Raw genomic sequence first — 20,605 nt, forward strand, 5'->3', positions numbered from 1 at the left:
CGTCGACATTAAAGGATCTTACAGCGCAATTGAGAAAGAACCTCGTTCCATTGATTTCGCAGGGAACATAGCGCTTTGTTTTTCCTTTTTCACGATGTCGATTGCCTGTACCCAGGTTTCGCGAAGGCCTGACAGCATTTCTTCAACCTTAATCAAAGGCTCCGTGGAGTTATGTATGGTCGCCAGGTTCAATTCATTGAGCATATACGTATACAGGGAGTCGAGGTCTTCGGCAATCTTCCCGCCAATCGAATGGTTGAGTGTCGCGTCCAATTCTGCAATAACGGCGTTAGCTTTTTTGATACAGTAGTTTCTATCCTGGATGTCGCCTCTTTCTATCGCCATTCTCGCTCTGCCTGTGAAGCGGATTGCTCCATCATAGAACATGAGCAATAACTGTTCTTTGGAGGCGGTAGATATCTGAGTCCGCAGGTAATCGTTGCTGTACATGTTCATTATTGTCAACCTTTGCTGGAATTCATGCTGCTGATTTGCTGGGAAAGATAGGTGCTAGTCGCGTTCATCGAACTCATGAGCAACTCAAGGGCTTCAAACTGGGAGCGCATGGATTTCTCCCTTTTCTCCAGTCTTAGTTCCATATTATCAATGTTTTTTTCTATTCCCTTGACAGCGCTTTCTGTACTTTTTTTCTTCGAAGCGTATAATCCCGTTGTTGAGTCTGTCAGACCTGATAAGTAGTTAATAAATTTATCGTTAATTCCTTCACTGCCGTCTTCACCGATAAAAAGGTTTTCCAGACTTTGAAAGTCTTCGCTGATGATCTTATCGATTTTGCTGCTGTCCAGTGAAATGGTACCGTCTTTCTTGTCGGTTGAAATGCCGATTTCTGCTAGTCTGTGCAGAGAACCAGAACCTCCTGCGCTATCGACAAGCATATTTTGTAACCGTCTTTTTGCCGACTGCAGGCTGGAATCATTGGCCCAACTGGTATCTTTTTGATCGGTAATGAATTTAATAATATCGTTATAGGCAGAAACAAAGGTGTTGAGCTTTACCTTGACACCGTCGTTATCCACATCAACGCTTAATTGTGTCGTCGCGCCCGTCGTATTCTTTTTTAACAAGGTCAGGTCGACACCGGGAATTGCATTTTTTAGTGTATTGTTGTTGCTGACTATGGGCAGGCCGTCAACGATCACGGATGCCTGCTGAGCGGTTTGCGTTGAAGCAAAAGTCAACGATCTACTGTCCGCCGAGACACCTGTTGCTGTGGCTGTAAATTCGGTTGAGGCATCCTGCCCAGTCAGAACGATCCGGAACCCGTTGGTTGTCCCATCATTGATTAGCGCAGCCGATACTCCGGTTGCCGTATCGCCCGTGTTGACACTGTTGATTTTATCGACAATATTTGCAAGGTTGTCGCCTGGGTCGACTGTGATCGTGGTCCCGCTAATATCAATAATACCAGCGCTGAATGTCGAGGTCGAAGAGCTAGCGTAACCCACACTGGCTGTTTTCTGGACCTGGGCCAGATTGACTACTTCGACGTTGTACGATCCTGCTTTGGAGGAACTGCTGGTCTGGATGGAAAAGTATTCCTCGCTGGCAAGGGTAGCGCTGTAGGAGCGAAACTTGTTGGTGCTGTCAAGATCCTCAATAGCAGTTTCCAGTGCCTTGAGTTTGGTATTGAAATTGGAAAAGGCAGTCAGTCTGGTGTTGAGATAACTCTTGTCATTTTCCAGGCGAGTTAGAGGTTTCTTCTCTATGTTCATCAGTTGTGTGATGATAGAGTCGGTGTCAATTCCGCTGGCCAATCCGCCAAAAGTAATAGATGCCATATCCTGCCTCTTTCTTTGCGTTCAGCTTTCAGTCTGCAGCAGGTTGCCGCTAAGTTCGGTCAGCGTTTTGTGCAGACCAAGAATCTCGTCGGACGGGATCTGGCGAATAATCTCGCCCGATTTCTGGTCGATCAGGTTGATGACCAGATCGTTCGTATCCTTGCGCATTTCAAAGCGGACGCTATACGAGCCGTTGTCAGTCAGCGCCTTGATACTCTGCAATAATTCTTCCGGCTGCACCTGCCTTGCTTTTCCCTCCTGGCCGGAAGAAGTTTCGCTGGCCGGATCCTTGGCAGCAGATTCCCTGTTCCGTTGGATCTGTTCAGCTCCTGGGCTGAGCGTGGAAAAGCGGGTGGATCCACTTTGTCCGGTTGAAATCGTTTCGATATTCATGTTTCCCTCCATGGAGTTTTGGTCGACGTCGGCTGTGGGATAGGGGGGACGGACAAGGGAGCGTCCCCCCTTGTCCGGTTAAGGTTTGTTTTACTGGAGCAGGCTCAGCGCTAACTGTGGCGTCTGATTGGCTTGGGCCAAGACCGACACACCTGCCTGTTGCAGGATGTTGTTTTTGGTCATGGAAGAGGTCTCTTGGGCGATGTCGGCATCAATAATCCGCGAACGGGAGGCCGAGATGTTTTCGGAGACGTTGCTCAGGTTAGCAATGGTCGATTCCAACCTGTTCATGACCGCACCGAGCTTGCCGCGTTCTGTGTCAACTGATCCGATGGCCGCGTCAATCGTTGATATAGCGGCATTTGCATCGGATTGAGTATCGATTACGGCATCACCTGAATCGACCCCAAGGCCCGTAAGTCCCATTGAGTTGATACTTAGGGTGATGGTCTGGTCAGCATTTGCACCAATGTGGAAAATTACACCATCTGTTGCGCTGCCGTTAAGAACGCTTCGGCTGTTAAACTGGGTGTTGTCGGCAATGCGTTGAATTTCGGCCTGTAATTGCTTGAATTCATCGTTCAGAGAGCTACGGTCATCCGCTGTGTTGGTATCGTTGGCGGACTGTACAGATAACTCCCTCATGCGTTGCAAAAGGTTGGTGGTTTCATTCAGGGCACCTTCCGCTGTTTGCGCCATGGATATGCCATCCTGAGCGTTACGGGCGGCCTGGTTCAAACCGCGGACTTGCGAGGTCATGCGATCAGAAATCGCGAGACCGGCCGCGTCATCCTTGGCACTGTTAATGCGCAGACCTGAAGACAGGCGCTGCATGGACTTGTTCAGTCCGAGTTGAGAAGTACTGAGGTTGCGTTGAGCGTTGAGTGAAGCAATATTGGTATTAATTACGATTGCCATGGTCTTTCCTCCGTGAAAGATTATTTCCGGGCATCCTTGCCCTAGGTGCTACGTTTTGTTGGTTATTTAGTGATCGTTTCAGCCTTTGTTTTTCCTTTTCTATTTTCCTCCCTTGGTTAGATTTGTATTTCTTGTTAAAATTCTTTTCGTCGTCACTTTCATTTTTCTTTAGCTCTTTTTTATTTTTTTAAAAAAAGCAGGCTGTCGGTCAACAGCCTGCTTTCATTTGGTATTATCCCTGAAGGAGTTGGAGAGCCAATTGCGGTGTCTGATTGGCTTGGGATAAGATGGCGACGCCCGCCTGCTGCAGGATGTTGTTCTTCGTCATAACGGCTGTTTCCTGTGCAACATCGGCGTCAAGAATACGAGAGCGGGCGGCCGAAAGGTTTTCAGCAACATTATTGAGATTGGCAATGGTTGATTCCATCCGGTTCTGAGCCGCACCGAGATCGCCGCGCATGACATCGACGTCGGAGATGGCGGCATCGATGACTCCCAGGGCAAAGTTAGCCCCTGATTGAGTAAGAATGGCTGTGCTGGCGATTGTATCCGTGCCACTGCCAAGTCCTCCTGTCGAAGCCCCTGCGATGGTTATGCTAATGGTCTGATTAGCATTGGCACCAACATGGAAGATGAAGCCGCTTCCAGGATTGGCATACGAGCCGGTGAGCATGGTCTTGCCGTTGAATGAGGTAGTGGTGGCTATCCGGTTCATTTCCTCAATCAAGCTTTGGAATTCAGCATCAAGCGAACTCCTGTCAGCAACGGTATTGGTGTCGTTTGCCGATTGAACCGCCAGCTCACGCATTCTCTGAAGCATGTTGGTGGTTTCCTGCAGCGCACCCTCAGCGGTTTGCGCCAGGGAAATCCCATCGTTGGCATTTCTTGCCGCTTGCGTAAGACCTCGGATCTGGGAGGTCATACGATCGGAGATGGCTAAACCGGCAGCGTCATCCTTAGCGCTGTTAATACGCAGGCCGGATGACAGTTTTTGCATAGCCTTGTTTAAGTCGCCCTGGCTTCTGGAAAGATTCCGTTGGGCATTAAGTGATGCAATATTGGTGTTGATGACAAGAGCCATGAGTTATCCTCCGTGACTTAATTTTCCTGTTTTTTACCAATTTGCTTCACTGCTCACGCTTTTCTCAACTAGTGATTTATCGGTGGCCCGAGAAAAAGAGTTAATAGAAAAGATGAGATGTCCATGATTTTATTTTGACTGGATTAATTTCTGGATGCATCATGCGAGCGGAGAAAAACAATATGGCTCGGGCCGTATGAAGATAACATAATGGATAATTTGACTTCTCTCCGGTTCAACGCTAGAATTTTATGTATAAATTCAGGAGGAAATGAAAATGACAGGTAAGGTTTTAGTGACCGGTGCCGATGGGTTTATTGGTTCGCACCTTGTTGAGACTCTCGTTCGTAGCGGCATTCCCATTCGTGCATTTGTATTATACAATTCGTTTAATTCCTGGGGTTGGCTCGATCATGTTCCGGAAGATATCAAAGAGAATATCGAAATATTCTCTGGCGATATCCGTGATCCATTCGGGGTAAAAAAAGCGATGGAAGGATGTGAGGCAGTTCTGCACCTGGCCGCATTAATCGCGATTCCGTATTCGTATCATTCTCCAGCTACTTATGTGTCGACTAATATTCAGGGAACTTTGAATGTTGTACAGGCAGCCAGAGAAATAGGAGTTCGCAAAGTGGTCCATACCAGTACCAGTGAGGTGTATGGGACAGCGAGATTTGTGCCGATCACGGAAGAGCATCCGCTGCAGGGGCAATCACCTTATTCCGCAAGCAAGATAGGTGCGGATCAGATCGCCATGTCGTTCTATAGTTCTTTCAATGTTCCCGTTACCATTATTAGGCCATTCAACACCTATGGTCCCCGGCAATCCGCAAGAGCTATTATTCCGACGGTTATTACCCAAATCCTCAGTGGGAAACGCACTTTGCACCTTGGCGCATTGCATCCAACCAGGGATTTTAATTATGTAAAGGATACAGTGAGAGGATTTGTTGATGCTATGCAGTCGGAAAAGGCTGTGGGTGAGGTACTTAATATCGGCAGTAATTTCGAAGTTACTATTGCTGAATTGGTTAGCATTATTACTGATGTTATGGGGGTTGAGGTAGACATAACCACCGATGACCAGCGATTGCGTCCTGTAAAGAGCGAAGTGGAACGATTATGGGCCGACAACCAAAAAGCGTACAGGTTAACGGGTTGGATACCGGAATTTGCCGGTAAGGATGGGCTCGCTCGAGGACTGCAAGAAACGATTGCCTGGTTTTCTGATCCTGAAAACATGAGCCGGTATAAAGCGTCCCGCTATAATATTTGAGACTCGCTGAAAACAGTGGGATAGGGAAAAGGCAATGGTAGAGAGCAACTATGATTCCGTAATAGCCTTCATCCGAAGTCTGTATCCCCGCAATGCGGAGACGATTCCGCTCCATGCTCCCATCTTTCTTGGCAATGAGAAACGGTATGTCGCAGATTGCCTTGATTCCTCATTCGTTTCCTCGATAGGTCCTTACGTCACGCAATTGGAAACGATGATGTGCGAACGGACCGGCGCTGCGTACGCCGTAGCCACTAACAGCGGGACAGCTGCGCTCCATGCTGCACTTTTGTCGGCCGGGGTTGAGTCGGGAGACGAGGTGCTTACCCAGCCGATTTCTTTTGTCGCCACTGCCAATGCAATAGCTTATTGCAATGCCGTACCTGTTTTCATCGATGTGGAACTGACGACCATGGGTCTATGTCCTGAACACCTTGAGCGGTTTTTGCATTCCCGGACGTATATAAAAAGTGGTGTCTGCTATAATAGAAAGTCGGGCCGAAAAATAGCTGCATGTGTACCAATGCATACTTTTGGCCACCCTGTCTCTATTCAGCAAATTATCGTCATCTGCGAAAGCTATCATATACCGGTCATTGAAGATGCGGCTGAGGCATTGGGGAGTTATTCACACAACAAGCATTGCGGCACATTCGGGTTGGCCGGGATTTTCAGTTTTAACGGGAACAAGATAGTGACTAGTGGCGGTGGTGGCATGATTGTCACTGATAACAGTGGGTTCGCAGAGCATGCAAGGCACCTGACAACAACTGCCAAAAAGCCCCATCCCTATGCATACGAGCACACACAAGTGGGATATAATTATAGAATGCCCAACATAAATGCAGCTCTGTGCTGTGGTCAGCTAGAGCAGCTGGATATTTTTTTAGCGAAAAAACGATGGATTGCGGAGGCGTATAAAGCTTTCTTCGAGGAAAGCTCACTTGCTTTTGTCAAAGAACCTGATAATGCGCGATCTAATTACTGGTTGAATAGCATAATGACTCAGGGTCAGAGGGAGAGGGATTGCCTGTTGGAGCAAAGCTGTGCAGCAAAAATAATGACCCGGCCGGTCTGGGCCCCTCTTAATCGTTTGCCGATGTTTAAACACTGTGAAACATATGGAACAGAACATACCGACTACCTAGCCCAGCGAATTGTTAACTTGCCCAGTAGTGTAGCACTATGAAAGAAATAGTACTTGTGGGAGGAGGGGGGCATTGTCGTGCCTGTATAGATGTCATTGAACAGCAAGGCCTTTACACTATTGCAGGTATTGTTGACGTGGCTGATAAAAGAGGAAGCTCTGTGTTGGGTTATGCAGTGTTTGCAACAGATAATGATTTGCTCGATCTCATTAATAAGTATACCTATTTTCTCATTACATTAGGGCAGATAAAGAGAAGCGATCGAAGAATAGAACTGTTTAATGTAATATATGATAATGGTGGAAAGTTGCCTGCAATCGTTTCTCCATTGGCTTATGTTTCAAAACACACGAAAATTGGGCATGGAACAATAATAATGCATCATGCATTGATTAATGCAGGTGCTGTAATCGGTGATAACTGTATCGTCAACACAAAGGCTTTAATAGAGCATGATGTTGTGATAAGAAATCACTGCCACATGGCTACAGGGAGTATAGTGAACGGAGGAGTTGTTATAGAGAATGGAGTTTTTGTTGGTAGTGGTGCGGTTATACGGGAGAGTATCCTTGTTGGTAGAAACACCACCATAGGCTGTAATTCTACAGTTAAGCAGTCAGTCTCGCCAGGTTCAATGTTACGTTAAGTTTCTGTTATTGCGATATTGATTGCTTTTTTTCGATCCATTAAATAAATTTCAGCTAAGCGAAAATCGATTAATGTGTCGATATCTATTGAATATTCCTGTCGCATTAGGTGGGCAAATGTACCCTCAGTGATAAAAGATTTGACCTTTTCGATAAAACAAATCTCTGCGAGGTAGATGGCGCCATTTAACCGGTAATATATGGGGAGTTGTTGGCGATTGGTATTGCATATTTCCGTACGAAGGAAATCTTTCATCCCACCGTTTTCAGGAAGAGTGTTTGTCCACCAAGGGTGATGCTCAGCTTTGCAGACAGAGACTATTGACTTTGCGTTTTTTTCGAAAAGAAGCTCCACGGCATTGTCTATGTCTTTACCTGTTCTAAGAGGAGAAGTTGGCTGGAGAAGGAGAACAAGAGAAAACCGCGGTGTGGGAGACTGCATAATATTGAGCGCATGGAGGATCACATCAATACTTTTTGCCTCATCTGAGGCCAATTCAGCCGGACGTATAAAAGGCACGTCTGCTCCCCAACTCGTAGCGACATCAGCGATTTCTTGGCTATCGGTTGAAACAATCAATTTATCCACATAGCGAGACTCTTGAGCCGCTTTAATGCTCCAGGCAATGAGAGGTTTGCCGGCAATTTGCCGGATATTTTTTCCAGGCAGGCCCTTGCTCCCACCCCTTGCTGGAATGACGGCTATTATTTTTTTATTTTTATACATCAAAAATTTCTTCGTAATCGGTATTTGCTTTGGCGAAATCGTCTGATCTGCCTATATCCAACCAATACCCTTTAATCGGGAATGAACAGATTTTTTTTTCGGAGTGAATAAGTTGTTGAAATAACTCAGGCATATCAAAAAAAGAATCTTTGGGAATAAGTGAAACTGCTTTGGGGCTTAATACATATATCCCCGCATTCACGTAAAAATTGTGGATTGGTTTTTCGACTATTGCCTGGATGGACGCGCCTGCCATTTCGACAACCCCGTAGGGAACCTGAAAATCATATTCCCGTACACACATGGTGGCCATAGCATCGGCAGTGAGATGATAATTGAGCAGATGTTCGAAATTAATGTTGGTCAGGAGATCGCCATTCATAACGAGTAAAGGATCTGGTGGTAACTCCGGCAGCAGACTGAGAGCTCCGGCTGTGCCAAGACGCGTAGGCTCTTGAATATACCGGATGTTCACTCCCTGACGTGAGCCATCCCCAAAATACTGCATGATGATCTCGGCTTTGTAATTCACACAAAGGAAAAAATTGCGAAAACCATAACTTGAGAAGTTTTCGATAATTGTTTCGAGGATCGGTTTGGTCCCAACTTTGAGCATTGGCTTGGGGATATTTTCCGTCAGTGGACGCAAACGAGTACCTAAACCGCCGGCCATCAGGATAACAGTGTTTGGTTTTTCCGATTTGCGCAGATAATCATCTATATATTCAATGCCAACCAGGCAACCATTTTCATCAACCATGGGCACCTGCTTGATGCCATTAATGATTGCGAGTTGAAGGATGTCCTCCTTGGGCTGGTTGATATATGCCTTGGTTGGCTGGATATTGAAAACCCCATCGATTGAGTCCGATAAGCCCCTCCCTTTGAGTATGGCACGACGAATATCACCATCGGTAATTGTACCTATAAGATGGTTTTCTCCATCGACAATAAGAGCAATTTGCATGGCACCAAGATCAATGGCTTCCAGTGCTTGACGGATGGTATTGTCGGGGGAGATAGTGATGTTTTTAACCTTGCGCATGGGGACTTCTCCCGGTTGGGTGAGCGGACTGGGGAACTGTTCTTTATTAATAGGGGAATTTCACAAAATACCAGATGTTGAGGCTTCTGAAAAGAAATGGTTATTCATAAAATTGCATCAAAGTGCATAGTGGAAAAATTTCATATCACCCTCCATGGAAAATCTCAGGCGATTGTTGTAGTGGATCTTCTTTTTTGTATAGAAATCGTTTGAAGTCAAGAGACTTAATAATGTTGAAAGCCTTTGGGGCACTGTCGCCATTTCCATAGATGTTATGCATTTCTGTCAGGCTGGCTGAAAAACTTGCGCTTGTAACTTTTTCTATGGAAAAGAGAATGGAGTTTTCAGAAGTATCGCAAAAAATTACATTTTTATTTACCTTCCGTCCTGTTTGACGCAAGCCAATATTTATGGCGGGTATTGGAATTGATGCCGATTCAAGGATGCCGGCCGAGGAATTGCCAATTATAAAACGACTGTTTTTAAAAATTGAAAGAAATGTGTCGCGGTCAAAATTTTTGAAGAAAAAGAACATGGGATCTTGATGATAGTTTTCCAGTTCATGCAATATTTTTTTATTACCTGGATCTGTGTTGGGCGTGCTGACAAAGGTGTGGATACCCTTTCTTTTAAGGGTGTTGAGGATATTCCTGAAAATCAGGTGGCAGCTGTCCTGCTCCTCCGTAACGGGGTGGAATATCAACAGGGCAAATTCTTTGAATCCTTTTTGAATGCCTAGGGTCCTGCGCAGTTCAGATTTCGATATTGGACTGTGCTGGACAAATCGGTCTAAGGCTATACTGCCGATGGTGAAAATTCGATCCGGAGACTCACCTATTCGAATCAGTCGCTGTCGGTGTTCTTCATGGCTCACCATGTGAGCTGATACGAGTTTCGAGGTCGCATGCCGAACGGGGTTATCGATGTGACCGTCCTGGGTATGGTCACCGCCATAAAAATGAAGGGTGGGGATTTCCAGAAAGCCGCCTATTAAAGCTCCCATGATAACATCTTCTCGGTCACCAGCAAGCAGGATGAGATCGGGTTGGTAGAAAGCAACTGTATCGATGGCATTTTGTAAAAAAAGGCTGGCAGTCTTCAGGCGTGATTGGCGAGAATCAGAGTCTATCAGCGACTCGATTGTGAGAAGAATGTCGAAACCATCATTTTTGATCAGGTCAACGCTATTGCCGTAGATTTGGGAAAGATGGGCTCCGGAGACAAGCAGTTTGAATTCAATGTCAGTTGAATCTGCTAACAGTCGATACAGGCTGCTCATCAGGTCGTAGTCAGAACGGATGCTGGTAATGCCCAAGATTTTTTTCATTGAATCGATATGATTTTTTTTGGTTTAGCAATAGCCAACCTCGGGATATTGCAACAGCTGTCGCTATTGTATGTAAGCGGAGCGCTAGTTGTTTGTGCGATAAAATTCTAGAAGCCGACGGGTGTAAACCTCAGAGTGTTGGAGGGCTGTCGTCAAAAACAATGAATTCGTCTTTTTCATAATTTTTGCTGGCCGTGGTGTTGATGATAGTCTCCCAGCGCATCGGACTGATTCCCCATGCGGGTCTTTTCGTGGTGAGATTTCCTTCGGTGAAGAGTTCACCTTTTTGGATATCTCTTGCGGCAACAATACTTTTTCTGGCAATGGCTATGTTGTGGAGTTCGGATGTGGAGGGCTGCTTTATTCCATCTCCAAGAGCTATGGAGACATTACGGATGGCTTTGACCATATTGCCTAATTCATCTGGTTCCAGGGAAGCGTTATGGTCTGGTCCTGCCATGGTACGGTCTAGGGTGAAATGTTTTTCAATAATAGTAGCCCCCAGAGCCACTGCAGCAATGGAAGCCTCGGTACCCAAAGTATGGTCGGAGTAACCAACCGGAAGCATGAAGGTTTCGGCAAGTGTTGTAATCGCACGCAGGTTAGCGTCTACCATGGGGGTGGGATATTCGGTATTGCAGTGTAGAAGGGTAATATGGTTCTTTGGCCCTGCAGTTTGAAGAACATGGAGAGCGTCGGCTATTTCTTTAAGAGTGGACATCCCTGTTGATAGGATGATTTCCGTGTTCAATGAGCCTATTTTAAGAAGATAAGGGAGGTTGGTGATCTCCCCAGAGGGAATTTTGAAAAGTGTAAGGCCTAAGTCAGTGAGTAAGTCAATGCTGAAAAGGTCGAAAGGGGAGGAGAGGAAGAGAATGTCCCGCCGTTGACAATGTTCAAAGAGAATGCGATGGGCAGTCTGGTCCAATTCAAGCTTTCGGATCATTTCGAACTGCGACTCATGTGGAACTGTAGCCTTCTGTTGGTAGTGTGCTTTAGGTGTGTCGCTACGTACGAGGTCAATGGCTCTGAAAGTTTGAAATTTTACCGCATTCGCCTTGGCATCGGCAGCGGCATCAATGAGTTGTAGTGCGGTGGTGAGATTGCCATTATGGTTGACCCCAGCTTCTGCAATGATGAACACATTGTTCTGATAACTAGTTGATGATGTGTTCATGTGGCGGGGCTCGTCTATTGAGGGTTGATTTTTTCTGGTATAGTGGGTGCTTGTTTATCTGGTCAGGCCGTTCAATGCCCCATTGGAGAATTGCGTGAAGAGTTAGTTGGGTAAAGTCGAGTTTGCAGCGATGGATGGTTAGTGTGTGGTGAAACTGTCTAGCTCAAGTAATAATTGTTTTGCTGCTTGATTGTCCGGTTCGAGGAGAAGAACATGTTCGTACATACCTTTGGCGCCTTCCTTAATGTTCAATTCTCTGAAATAATTACCAACCTTCAGCATCACCATGGTGTTTTGTGGAACCTTTTCTAAATAATCGAGGTAGGTGGTTAGAGCTTTTTGCGATTGCCCAGTCAATCGTAGAAGATCTCCGTAATGTATAACGTAGGAAGGGGATATTTTCGACAAAGCCTCCAAGGTAACTAAACTGTTCTTGTGGTCGTTTTTAGCGAGGCAGATAGTGGCTATTCTTTGTAGTACGTCTTCCCGCAGGATCTCATCCTGTTCGTCTAGGAGGAATTGATACTGCTCCAATGCCAGATCAATGTTTTCGTCTAGTTCCGCAATCAAGCCAGAGCAGAGATGAAAATATTTCCTTGCTTGGGGATTTTCATGCTTTTCAAGAGAATGTTGAATATTCTTAAGTGACTCTCCGTTCAGGTTTTTAAAATATAAAAGTAACTTCCCTCGTAACCCTTGAAGTGATGCGAAAGCAACGCTTCTCTTCATGTGTGGTGAGGTTAAAGTTTTAACAAACTGTTTTTCATAAAGTTTTATAGATTTTTGTAGAACTTCTATTTTTTCTGCTGGAATATCTTGTGCTGTGAAATTGCATCTGTCTAACCAAATATAAGCCCTTCCTGGTTGTTCGTCTTTTTCCCACTGCAACGCTAACCCATTAATGTCTGTATCTGTTGAGTATTCTTCTGTTCTTACGTGTATTTTGTTGATGGAATGATCAATTTTACTAATTAATACTTTTGCTGCTTTATTGTAATTTTTGTAATAAATGTTTGCAGATTCTTCAATTTCTTTGTCAGTTAAGTCGTCATAGTTCATTCCTAATTTTGTTATTTGCAGTAATTCATGGGCAGCATACTTCTTCAAGAAGGTCGTGTAGGAAGAAAAAATTGTATTGAGTTTATTCTCAATGTTGTCCATTTTCCTCTTGTATTTAAAATTCTGTTTTTTTCCTTTTCTGCCAAATAAACCATCATTACAGTGTAGGGCTTCTTTGGTAAGTTTTTCTATTTGAATGATCTTTTTCCTAGCCTTTGAAAGCTCATCAGTTACCGCATGAAGATCTCTTTTTCTTGTTTCCTCTGATATATCAGGGTATATAATATTGATTATATCTATTGGTTTTTCATGTAAAACTGATAATACTATTTCCTCAAGAGGAGCATGGAGAATGTTATCTATTTTTGCAGCTCCTTTGGCAGGATTGATTAATTTGGTATTTTTTTGGAGGGCATGCTGGGATTGAATACCAATAATATTGATTGCTGAAAGAAAATCGCTGGTTGTTTCAGCCATCCAGCCACCATTTGTTACTACCTGCCGGCTAGTTGCGCAGAGTTGAGGCCCAGCAATTCGCTCATTACTGCCTAATGCATGAGTGTAACCATCCTTGCTATGGCAAAGATCTAATCCCGCCAATACAATACAGCTGAATCCCATTTCAGTTGCCACCGAAAGTGCCATATTGGATACCGTCGGGCCGGCCATAGGAAGGCTTGGTTTATTCAGCTCAGTTTCCCAAGGAAATCTATTGCCTAGAAATATGCTTCTTCCTCGCCATTGTCCTAGGAGTAGTGGGGATACATGATATCCATGTATAAATATAGACTCTTTCCAAAAACGAAGCATTTCCACGCTGACGTCAAAACTCAGGCGATGCGGGTCAATGGAAAATATGAAATCGGGCGCTAGATTCACTTCAAGCAAGCGCCGACAGATTCTGGAAACTGCAAGAATGACCAGTGATCCTCTGTTGGCTATGGCCCAAGGGAGAACATCGTCAAGAGATGGTCCTCCTGCAAGCAGTACTGCTGTTTTCCCTGTGAAGGAATCTTTCAGGATAGTGGATGGGACGATGTTATCTGCCAGGTTTTCAAGCTGCGCATGGATAAATGCCTGTCCTTTCAGATGAACATTCACTAACCATTGCTGCTGGGTGCATAAATTTTGAATATTAAAAAAGAGTTCGTGGTAATCCGTCAGAAAGCCATATTCTGCGGCAAGAGATTTGGCTATAATAACTTCGCCGGCATAAAAATAGCGGTTGATCCCCACTGATTCGGAAATAACTTGGAATTCTTCAGAGGGAGCGAAGACGATATTCTCAGGAAGGTTCAGCGATGAATACTCTTCGTTAATTATTTGGTAGATAATGGAAGGTTCGAGGAGAATGAATTGCGAACCAGAGGCGATAGTTTTCGATGCAAGAAATGACAGTAATGTTCCGGAGTCTGTTCCTATAACGATGAACAAGGTGTTTTTTGTTGCACAATGTCGATCAAACCTAGACTGTTGCAACAATGTTGCCCCTGTTTGGTTCAGGGAATTATGATTGAGGCTATGAAGATATCTGTCGCCAAAATTGTTTGTTAAAAAGAACTCTTTTTGTTTAGGCCCCTGTAAAGAAATTTCCATTATTTACCGTACTCGATGAAATTTTTTTCAAACAACTGATTGCAGGGGTCAAGAGTTCGGCAGTGGTGTTTTGACTTCATAATTTGTGTCTTCAAGGATCACCTGGACGGCACGATTTGATGTCGGCGAAAACAGAACTGGAGCAACAAGATTGAGGGTAATTTCTTTAGCAGATGAAACGGTAACGATACTCAGAGCATAACAATCCTCAGGGGATTGAATATCCAATTTGCCGATTTCGTTTTTATCCGGCAATACTTTGTATTCCAGGAAAAAGTTAGATGGGTCAGTGACAATAAAGGCGACTTCTGGGTCGTCGATGCTTTGAATCCAAAAAAGAGGACCCTCTTTCCTGTTGGGTATGACGATGAAATCATGAAGAGTTTCAAATCCGATCAAGCCGTCGGGAAAGTGAATGGAATTCTGCGGGTCATATTCTATCTCGCCGAAACGAGAGGTTAATTTTTTCATCTTTTCACCTTCTTTGTAGCAAGAGTGTCACTGAGCGTTTCAAGGTCGGCAATGTCCCAATGAGTGGCCCCAATATTTTCGTTTCGAATGCGTTCATACACCTCTTGCCTAAAAATTTTGGTTTCATTGGGCGCGTCGATCCCTATTCGAATCCCACCACTTTTGATCTCAATAATCTTGATGGTAATGTTGTCCCCGATGATGATACCTTCACCGGGCTTCCTGGTCAGCACCAGCATAAATTTCACCTAATAAGCTTTCGGGCAATAAAACCCGAGGTAAAAATAGAAAAATAATAAAAAAATCAGACTGATAAAAACTGCATTTAGGAGAGTGCGAACCTCATGGTTCAAACCAATTTACTTATTAAAAGTATCCTGTAAAGAAAAGGAAAAAGCAAGCGTTTTTAAACTGTTGGCGCTTTCATAGGTAATCGAGAATCGAAAGTTGTGAGACCTTAGAAGTGACGCTGAGGGCTGCCTGCAATGCCGTTTCCTGTTGGACGATGGCATTGAAAGACTCTATCGCGTCAGCGTCCTCATAATGGGAAAGCAGTTGTTCAAGATCAATCTTCACGCCTTTCTGTGTATCCAAGGCAGTCTCCACCAAGCTGGCCTTGTTGCCAAGTTGTGAGCGGAGCCGTCTGTTTTGCTCGGCCGCCCCTTCAAGATCATCCAGGCTGGTTTCCATGGCACCCTGATCATTAGTGCGGATAGCTTCTTCAGCCTGAGTCAATTCGGAAAAAAGATCAAACCTGCCCGCGTCTATGCTGTTTGGATTTGCCGGGTCCCAGGTTGATGTCCCAAGAAAAAGATCGTTGCCTGTCAGGTTAACCTGCATCGTTTCGCCAGTTGAAATTTCCAGTAAGGTCGCATTTCCATCACCTTGGTATAAAACTGGCCAAGTGTTGGAATTGGTGGGATCATAACCAAGAGTTGTATAGCCTGAATTCTGTATGAAGGGTTTACTGTCCTCCTGATAGCCTGCAAAAAGATATTTACCGTCAACGGTTCCATTGGCGGCATCAAGAAGTTCTTGGCGAAGCAGGGAAAGTTCATCAGCCAATGTCGTTCGATCTTCGGTACTCAAGGTCCCGTTGATTGAATTGGTCATAATTTCCTTGGCCCGCTGCATGATGTTTTCCACATGCTCAAGATGACCATCGGTGGACTGCATGGTGTCAAGTGATTTACCCATGGTTTCCGTATAGCGGTCGACATTGGAGAGCTGTTTTCGGGTGTTAAGTACCGGACGAATCGAAGCAGGATCATCCGAGGGTTTGTTGAGTTTCTTTCCCGTTGCTCCGATGATTCGAAGTCTTTCCAAGTCGTTCGATACATCATTGAGGCGCGAACTCAACATCCTGTAGGTGGTTCCCTGTGTAGCTTTCATAGCTTATCCCTTGAGCTGGAGGAGTGCATTCATCATTTCGTCAACAGTGGAAAGAAACTTGGCCGAGGATTCGAAACCGCGCTGGTATTGGATGAGATCGATCATCTCTTCCTCCAGGGACACCCCGGAATAGCCATCTCGCAGATTTTGAAGCTGGATGGTCGCATCTTTCGCGCCTGAAAGTGCCAGGTCGTTGCGGGAGGCTTCAATGCCGACGGTAGCCACCATCTGGCTGAAAAAATTGTCGAAGGTGTCGTTGGTGGTCCCGACTCTATGGGTAACCTCCAGCTGGGCAATGCGCAACGCCGCCTCGTTGTCACCCGGGGCGGCTTCGATATTGCCAGCGGCAGCCACCTGGGAGGCGTCGGTGAGGATAACCCGGACATTACGGCTTGGTACATCTGTTGGCCCTAACGTCGCCATATCCAGGAAAAAATTTCTTTGTAAGCCATCCGAGCCATAGCCACCAGAATGCTCCAAATTGACCGCATCAGTCAGGTCGACAGCCAAAGTGTTGAGGTCGTTACGCAGATCGGCCATAAAGACATCGCGCATCTCGAACATGCCCTTAAATTTCCCGCCGAGATTTTCGAGAGGAATGTCAAGCGTCGATCCGGCAATCTGCAGCTGGAGGTTAACGTCGGTACCGGTGGGCACGGTACTGATAGTTGCGGCAATACCGCCTTGAACAAGCGGCATGCCGCCGGGCAACTGAACGTTCAGCATACCCCTGTTGTCGGTATAAGTCTGGACGCCAAGGGTTTCCGAGAGATCCTTGATGATAAGATCACGCTGGTCGCGGGCGGAATTGGCTGTTTGTCCGGAGATCTCTACCAGGTTGATCCGGTCGTTGAGCCTGGCGACCTCGGCTATTTTTTCATTGAGCGTTTCAACTTCGGAAATGATCTCGGTGTTCATGTTCTGCGCCACCGTATCCAGTTGATCGGTGATGCTGCTAAAGGCTTCGCCCAGCAGTTGTCCCCGCTGCATAACCACATCGCGTTCCACTTGACCACTGGGGTTGGTAGTCAGTTCCTGCCAGGCGTCGAAAAAATCGTTGATCTGCGAGGCAAGATTGTCCTCGGAAACGTTAAAGATCCTTTCCATCTCGGTCAGAGATCCAGATTTGCCTGTTTCCACGCCGAATTCGATGGATTTGCTCTGCAGTTGGCGGCTGATGAAGAGGCTGTAGTCGCGGCTGACGTCGGAAACGGCTACGCCTTGGCCGATGAAGAAATCGCCAAAGTTGACTGCCGGGATCTGCATCAGCTCGGCGCGCTGCCGGGAATAGCCCTCGGTGTTGACGTTGGCAATATTGTTACCGACTATCTCAATCGATTTCTGATTGGTCAGCAGGCTGGTTTTGCCGGAATTTAAAGCGTTGAGGAGGCTTGTCATGGTGCTTTTCTGTCCCTGTCGTTCCGATGGCTGTCCCGAAAGAGGGCAATGGTCTTTGCGGGTGCGGCATGGTCATGCTGCGGTAACACACTGTTACGTTATGTTACTATCGGCAGAATAAGGGGTCGAGTTTAGCTGCAGCGACAAGAATCTTAAGGCGGTTGCGGCTGGCAGAAAACTGGGGAATGATAAAGGGGGTATAAAGAAAAACACCCACGCGGGGGTGGTCGGTGGAATACGAAGAAGGGGAAGCGAAGGAAAGAGCGGGTCTGTCAGATTCGTCCGGAGAGAAGTCGTCCGTTAATGGTGGTGTTTTGCGAAAGGCCCCGCTGGCTGTACGTAACCGGTACGGTCTTGCGGCCAAAAAATTCCATGGTGTCTTGGATCCAGTTCAGGGTTGCACGGAAGAGAAAGGCATTACGCCGGTTTTCCTGACGAATCTCTCTGGCAAATTGTTGGTCATCCGGGTGCAGCGTTTCCACCGAATTGAGCGCCCGGAGTATAGCTTCCTTGCGTTTGACGTCCACTATCATGGCGGCAAGATCAAGAGCTTTGGCGTGCTCGCGTTCGTCGCGGATGGCGTCGCGCAACTGCAAGAGTAATTCCTTGACGGTTTCACGGTCCATGTTCATCAACCTTCAACAAGGAAGCGCAGCAAGCTGGAAGCAACCTTATTCAGATCCGGCTCGTATTGGCCACTGCTCACCTGTGCCTTCAGTTCCTGCACACGGGCGGCGCGGTCAGCGTCTTCAGTTTTTCCGGCGGCCTGAGTTGCGGTTGCACCTTGCAGAGCCGAAGAGAAAGAGAGGCCTTCCTTGCCTTCGCTCTTCGATGTTTTCTGCGCGTCACCGGCCTGGCCGATTTTATTGAGACCACCTATCTGTCCCATGCCCCGTACTCCAAAGAATTCTACAGTCATCTCGTTCACCTTAAGATAAAATATCAGGCCACCGTCTTGGCTTCTGCCACCCAGTCATCGAGCTTTTTCATCACTGCATCGTAGGTGTCGTAGGAGATGTCGGGCAACCAGTCGCCGAAGGCTTTTTTTGCCTCGGCAAACCCTTTGTCGATTCCTTCCTTGATCGCATCGATGCGAGAAGGATCTCCGCCGGCAATACCCACGGCTAACTGAAAGAGCCGCTCGGATGTCTGTTTTACGCCAAAATAGCCGTCTTCACTGACCAGTTTTTGAGCTTCCGTGGGAGTGATGGCGGCGATGTCGATTTCACCTTCGCCGACAGCTATCTTGGTGTTGACGCCTTGTTCTTGCAGCAGGTTGGCCACCAAGTTTCGCAACATTCCAAATTTGGCCTCGTCGCCGGCACTGAGCTTTAAGTTGCCGGAGTAGGTAACGGCCGTGGTGGATTCGCTTCGCAGGCTGATCGTGTCGGAAGTTGTTGTCTGTACCCCGTTTTTAGCGGATCTGGACACCGTTGACACCTCCAGGCTGGAACTCTGGTAGGAGAGAAGCGTGTTGTGAATCTGGTTGGGACTGATGTTTGCGACCATTGTTTTTCTGCCTCCCTGCAGTGTTTTTGGGCCATCCTGGCCCACTTTCAACAGGTGTTTTTCTTCCTGTTGACACTGTATCGGTAGCGGTTGAGAAAAACTTTACAGAAAAAAGAATTTTTTTTGAAAAAAAGAAGTGGGAGGGATGTTATTTTTTGGAGGTGAGGTTCTTTTCCATCTGGCGATACATCTGGTCGGCGAGACCGACGCTTTGTTTCCGCGATATTTTCGAGGCGATTTCCTGATCGAGCATATCCTGAAAGGTCTCAGTGGAGGTGCTTTTTTCGAAGAGGCCACTTTCGGGAACGGTTTTACGCATGGCCTTGAACAGGGATTGAACGAAGATGGCCTCAAAATCCTCACAGGATTTTTTTAGAGCCGCCTTGTCCTTTTGACCGCGTCGGGTGTCTGGGGTTTGCTTGGTTGTGCTGACCAGCAGGTTGGCATCAAGATTTGTTTTCATATGATCGCCGATAATGGAGGTGTTGAATGGACAGGAGCTGGTCAGCTTAGAGAATAACCAACTCACCCTGAAGCGCCCCTGCTGCCTTGATTGCCTGGAAAATAGCAATCAGATCCCGTGGTGTGGCGCCGATGGCGTTGAGGGCCCGGGCGATTTCACCGAGGTTGATTCCCATGGGAAGCACCACCAGGTTCCCTTCCTCTTCGACTGCACTCAAGGTCGTTTTAGTTGTTGCGACGGTTGTTCCGGCTGCCAGCGGATTAGGTTGGCTGACCTCAGTCGATTCGGAAATAACCAGGTTCAGGTTGCCGTGCGAGACCGCCACCGTTGAGATGCGGACATCCTGTCCCATGACGATGGTGCCGGTGCGTTCGTTCACCACGATTTTTGCAGGTCCATCCGGTGCCACTTCAATGCTCTCAAGATCAGAGATAAAGGTGACCATGTCGCCTTGGAAGCCAACCGGCTTGACTGCGCTGACGGTTCGGGAGTCTATTGATTTGGCCGTGCCGGCCCCGAAATGGCCGTTGATAGCATCAGCCATGCGTGATGCGGTGGTAAAATCGGTTTCTCGCAACTGAAAGAGAATATTACCGGAGGAGGGTAGAGCGTAATTGACGGCACGTTCGACGATTGCTCCGCCGGTGACGCGGCCCGAGGTGGTGAAATTTTTCTGGGCTTTGGCTGCCTTGCCGCCGAAAGAGATGCCACCCACTGCCAATGGTCCCTGGGCAACGGCATAGGTGCTGCCATCAGGCCCTTTCAGCGGCGTCATCAACAGGGTGCCGCCGGAAAGGCTGGAGGCGTCGCCAATCGAAGATATCTGAATATCGATGGGTGATCCCGGTCGGGCAAAGGGCGGCAATTGGGAAGTGACCATCACCGCCGCCACATTTTTTGTTTTTATTTGCTGGAACGTTGCTTCGGGCAGAGCCATACCCATCCGTTTGATAATGTTGATGATAGCCTGTTTAGTGAAGATGGATTTTTTTATGTCATCACCGGTGCCATTGAGACCGATGACCAGGCCGTAGCCCATCAACTGATTGTCGCGGACGCCCTCGATGTTGGCGAGGTCTTTGATGCGGGTGGCCTTGACAGGTGCTGCCATGCAAAGCAGTGCTGCCAGCAGAAGGAGACCGGTGAAGCAAAATCGATATTTCATACGTTAAGCTC

At 46.7% G+C, this 20,605-nt stretch carries 22 protein-coding genes; 3 read left to right on the plus strand and 19 right to left on the minus strand.

The genetic code is table 11. From position 1 onward, the window contains the following. Positions 1 to 18 precede the first annotated feature (18 nt). From fliS to ACHZCX_RS18405, 5 genes are all read right to left on the minus strand, one after another. Complete coding sequence (gene fliS, locus ACHZCX_RS18385; RefSeq protein WP_319588646.1) at positions 19 to 456, minus strand: flagellar export chaperone FliS; 438 nt, start codon at positions 454 to 456, stop codon at positions 19 to 21. Positions 457 to 461: 5 nt separating this feature from the next. Then, positions 462 to 1,799, minus strand: coding sequence for a flagellar filament capping protein FliD (gene fliD, locus ACHZCX_RS18390; protein ID WP_319588647.1), 1,338 nt, complete (start codon positions 1,797 to 1,799; stop codon positions 462 to 464). A gap of 21 nt (positions 1,800 to 1,820) precedes the next feature. After that, positions 1,821 to 2,192, minus strand: a complete 372-nt coding sequence (locus ACHZCX_RS18395; protein ID WP_319588648.1) for a flagellar protein FlaG — start codon at positions 2,190 to 2,192, stop codon at positions 1,821 to 1,823. Positions 2,193 to 2,282: 90 nt separating this feature from the next. Further along, on the minus strand, positions 2,283 to 3,110 hold the full coding sequence (locus ACHZCX_RS18400; RefSeq protein ID WP_319588649.1) for a flagellin: 828 nt from the start codon (positions 3,108 to 3,110) through the stop codon (positions 2,283 to 2,285). 232 nt (positions 3,111 to 3,342) lie between these two features. Then, a complete protein-coding gene (locus ACHZCX_RS18405) occupies positions 3,343 to 4,191 on the minus strand; it encodes a flagellin (protein WP_319588650.1) in 849 nt (282 codons plus the stop codon). Positions 4,192 to 4,462: 271 nt separating this feature from the next. Between ACHZCX_RS18405 and ACHZCX_RS18410 the strand changes: the two genes are divergently transcribed. The 3 genes from ACHZCX_RS18410 to ACHZCX_RS18420 are packed head-to-tail and all read left to right on the plus strand — an operon-like array spanning position 4,463 to position 7,264. Then, positions 4,463 to 5,470: an NAD-dependent 4,6-dehydratase LegB gene (locus ACHZCX_RS18410; RefSeq protein ID WP_319588651.1), complete on the plus strand. Its 1,008-nt coding sequence runs from the start codon at positions 4,463 to 4,465 to the stop codon at positions 5,468 to 5,470. 34 nt (positions 5,471 to 5,504) lie between these two features. After that, the gene (locus tag ACHZCX_RS18415) at positions 5,505 to 6,659 is read left to right on the plus strand and encodes a LegC family aminotransferase (protein ID WP_319588652.1); all 1,155 of its coding nucleotides are present in this window, start codon (positions 5,505 to 5,507) and stop codon (positions 6,657 to 6,659) included. Next, positions 6,656 to 7,264, plus strand: a complete 609-nt coding sequence (locus ACHZCX_RS18420) for a NeuD/PglB/VioB family sugar acetyltransferase (RefSeq protein WP_319588653.1) — start codon at positions 6,656 to 6,658, stop codon at positions 7,262 to 7,264. Before ACHZCX_RS18415 ends, ACHZCX_RS18420 begins: the two co-directional genes overlap by 4 nt. Here ACHZCX_RS18420 and ACHZCX_RS18425 read toward each other — a convergent pair. From ACHZCX_RS18425 to ACHZCX_RS18490, 14 genes are all read right to left on the minus strand, one after another. After that, positions 7,261 to 7,992 (minus strand): acylneuraminate cytidylyltransferase family protein, encoded by a 732-nt coding sequence (locus tag ACHZCX_RS18425; RefSeq protein WP_319588654.1) that lies wholly within the window; start codon positions 7,990 to 7,992, stop codon positions 7,261 to 7,263. The two genes, ACHZCX_RS18420 and ACHZCX_RS18425, sit on opposite strands and share 4 nt — an antisense overlap. Further along, positions 7,985 to 9,037, minus strand: a complete 1,053-nt coding sequence (locus tag ACHZCX_RS18430; protein WP_319588655.1) for a nucleotidyltransferase family protein — start codon at positions 9,035 to 9,037, stop codon at positions 7,985 to 7,987. Before ACHZCX_RS18430 ends, ACHZCX_RS18425 begins: the two co-directional genes overlap by 8 nt. Before the next feature lie 145 nt (positions 9,038 to 9,182). Next, positions 9,183 to 10,364 (minus strand): UDP-N-acetylglucosamine 2-epimerase, encoded by a 1,182-nt coding sequence (gene neuC, locus ACHZCX_RS18435; protein ID WP_319588656.1) that lies wholly within the window; start codon positions 10,362 to 10,364, stop codon positions 9,183 to 9,185. 130 nt (positions 10,365 to 10,494) lie between these two features. Beyond that, complete coding sequence (gene neuB, locus ACHZCX_RS18440) at positions 10,495 to 11,541, minus strand: N-acetylneuraminate synthase (protein ID WP_319588657.1); 1,047 nt, start codon at positions 11,539 to 11,541, stop codon at positions 10,495 to 10,497. 138 nt (positions 11,542 to 11,679) lie between these two features. Beyond that, positions 11,680 to 14,196: a 6-hydroxymethylpterin diphosphokinase MptE-like protein gene (locus ACHZCX_RS18445; RefSeq protein WP_319588658.1), complete on the minus strand. Its 2,517-nt coding sequence runs from the start codon at positions 14,194 to 14,196 to the stop codon at positions 11,680 to 11,682. Between the two features lie 48 nt (positions 14,197 to 14,244). Further along, positions 14,245 to 14,667, minus strand: a complete 423-nt coding sequence (locus tag ACHZCX_RS18450; RefSeq protein ID WP_319588659.1) for a flagellar assembly protein FliW — start codon at positions 14,665 to 14,667, stop codon at positions 14,245 to 14,247. Beyond that, positions 14,664 to 14,906: a carbon storage regulator CsrA gene (csrA, locus tag ACHZCX_RS18455; protein WP_319588660.1), complete on the minus strand. Its 243-nt coding sequence runs from the start codon at positions 14,904 to 14,906 to the stop codon at positions 14,664 to 14,666. The genes ACHZCX_RS18450 and csrA overlap by 4 nt, the downstream gene beginning before the upstream one ends. 184 nt (positions 14,907 to 15,090) lie before the next feature. Next, on the minus strand, positions 15,091 to 16,059 hold the full coding sequence (flgL, locus tag ACHZCX_RS18460) for a flagellar hook-associated protein FlgL (protein ID WP_319588661.1): 969 nt from the start codon (positions 16,057 to 16,059) through the stop codon (positions 15,091 to 15,093). A gap of 3 nt (positions 16,060 to 16,062) precedes the next feature. Further along, on the minus strand, positions 16,063 to 17,457 hold the full coding sequence (gene flgK / locus ACHZCX_RS18465) for a flagellar hook-associated protein FlgK (RefSeq protein ID WP_319588662.1): 1,395 nt from the start codon (positions 17,455 to 17,457) through the stop codon (positions 16,063 to 16,065). Positions 17,458 to 17,729: 272 nt separating this feature from the next. Beyond that, on the minus strand, positions 17,730 to 18,083 hold the full coding sequence (locus ACHZCX_RS18470; RefSeq protein WP_319588663.1) for a flagellar protein FlgN: 354 nt from the start codon (positions 18,081 to 18,083) through the stop codon (positions 17,730 to 17,732). Between the two features lie 5 nt (positions 18,084 to 18,088). After that, positions 18,089 to 18,346, minus strand: a complete 258-nt coding sequence (flgM, locus tag ACHZCX_RS18475) for a flagellar biosynthesis anti-sigma factor FlgM (protein WP_319588664.1) — start codon at positions 18,344 to 18,346, stop codon at positions 18,089 to 18,091. A 53-nt stretch (positions 18,347 to 18,399) separates the two neighbouring features. Continuing rightward, positions 18,400 to 18,966, minus strand: coding sequence for a hypothetical protein (locus ACHZCX_RS18480; protein WP_319588665.1), 567 nt, complete (start codon positions 18,964 to 18,966; stop codon positions 18,400 to 18,402). A gap of 148 nt (positions 18,967 to 19,114) precedes the next feature. Continuing rightward, positions 19,115 to 19,429: a rod-binding protein gene (locus ACHZCX_RS18485; RefSeq protein WP_319588666.1), complete on the minus strand. Its 315-nt coding sequence runs from the start codon at positions 19,427 to 19,429 to the stop codon at positions 19,115 to 19,117. Between the two features lie 46 nt (positions 19,430 to 19,475). Then, complete coding sequence (locus tag ACHZCX_RS18490) at positions 19,476 to 20,594, minus strand: flagellar basal body P-ring protein FlgI (protein ID WP_319588667.1); 1,119 nt, start codon at positions 20,592 to 20,594, stop codon at positions 19,476 to 19,478. Positions 20,595 to 20,605 lie beyond the last annotated feature (11 nt).

Source organism: uncultured Desulfobulbus sp. (assembly GCF_963662935.2).
GTDB lineage: Bacteria > Desulfobacterota > Desulfobulbia > Desulfobulbales > Desulfobulbaceae > Desulfobulbus.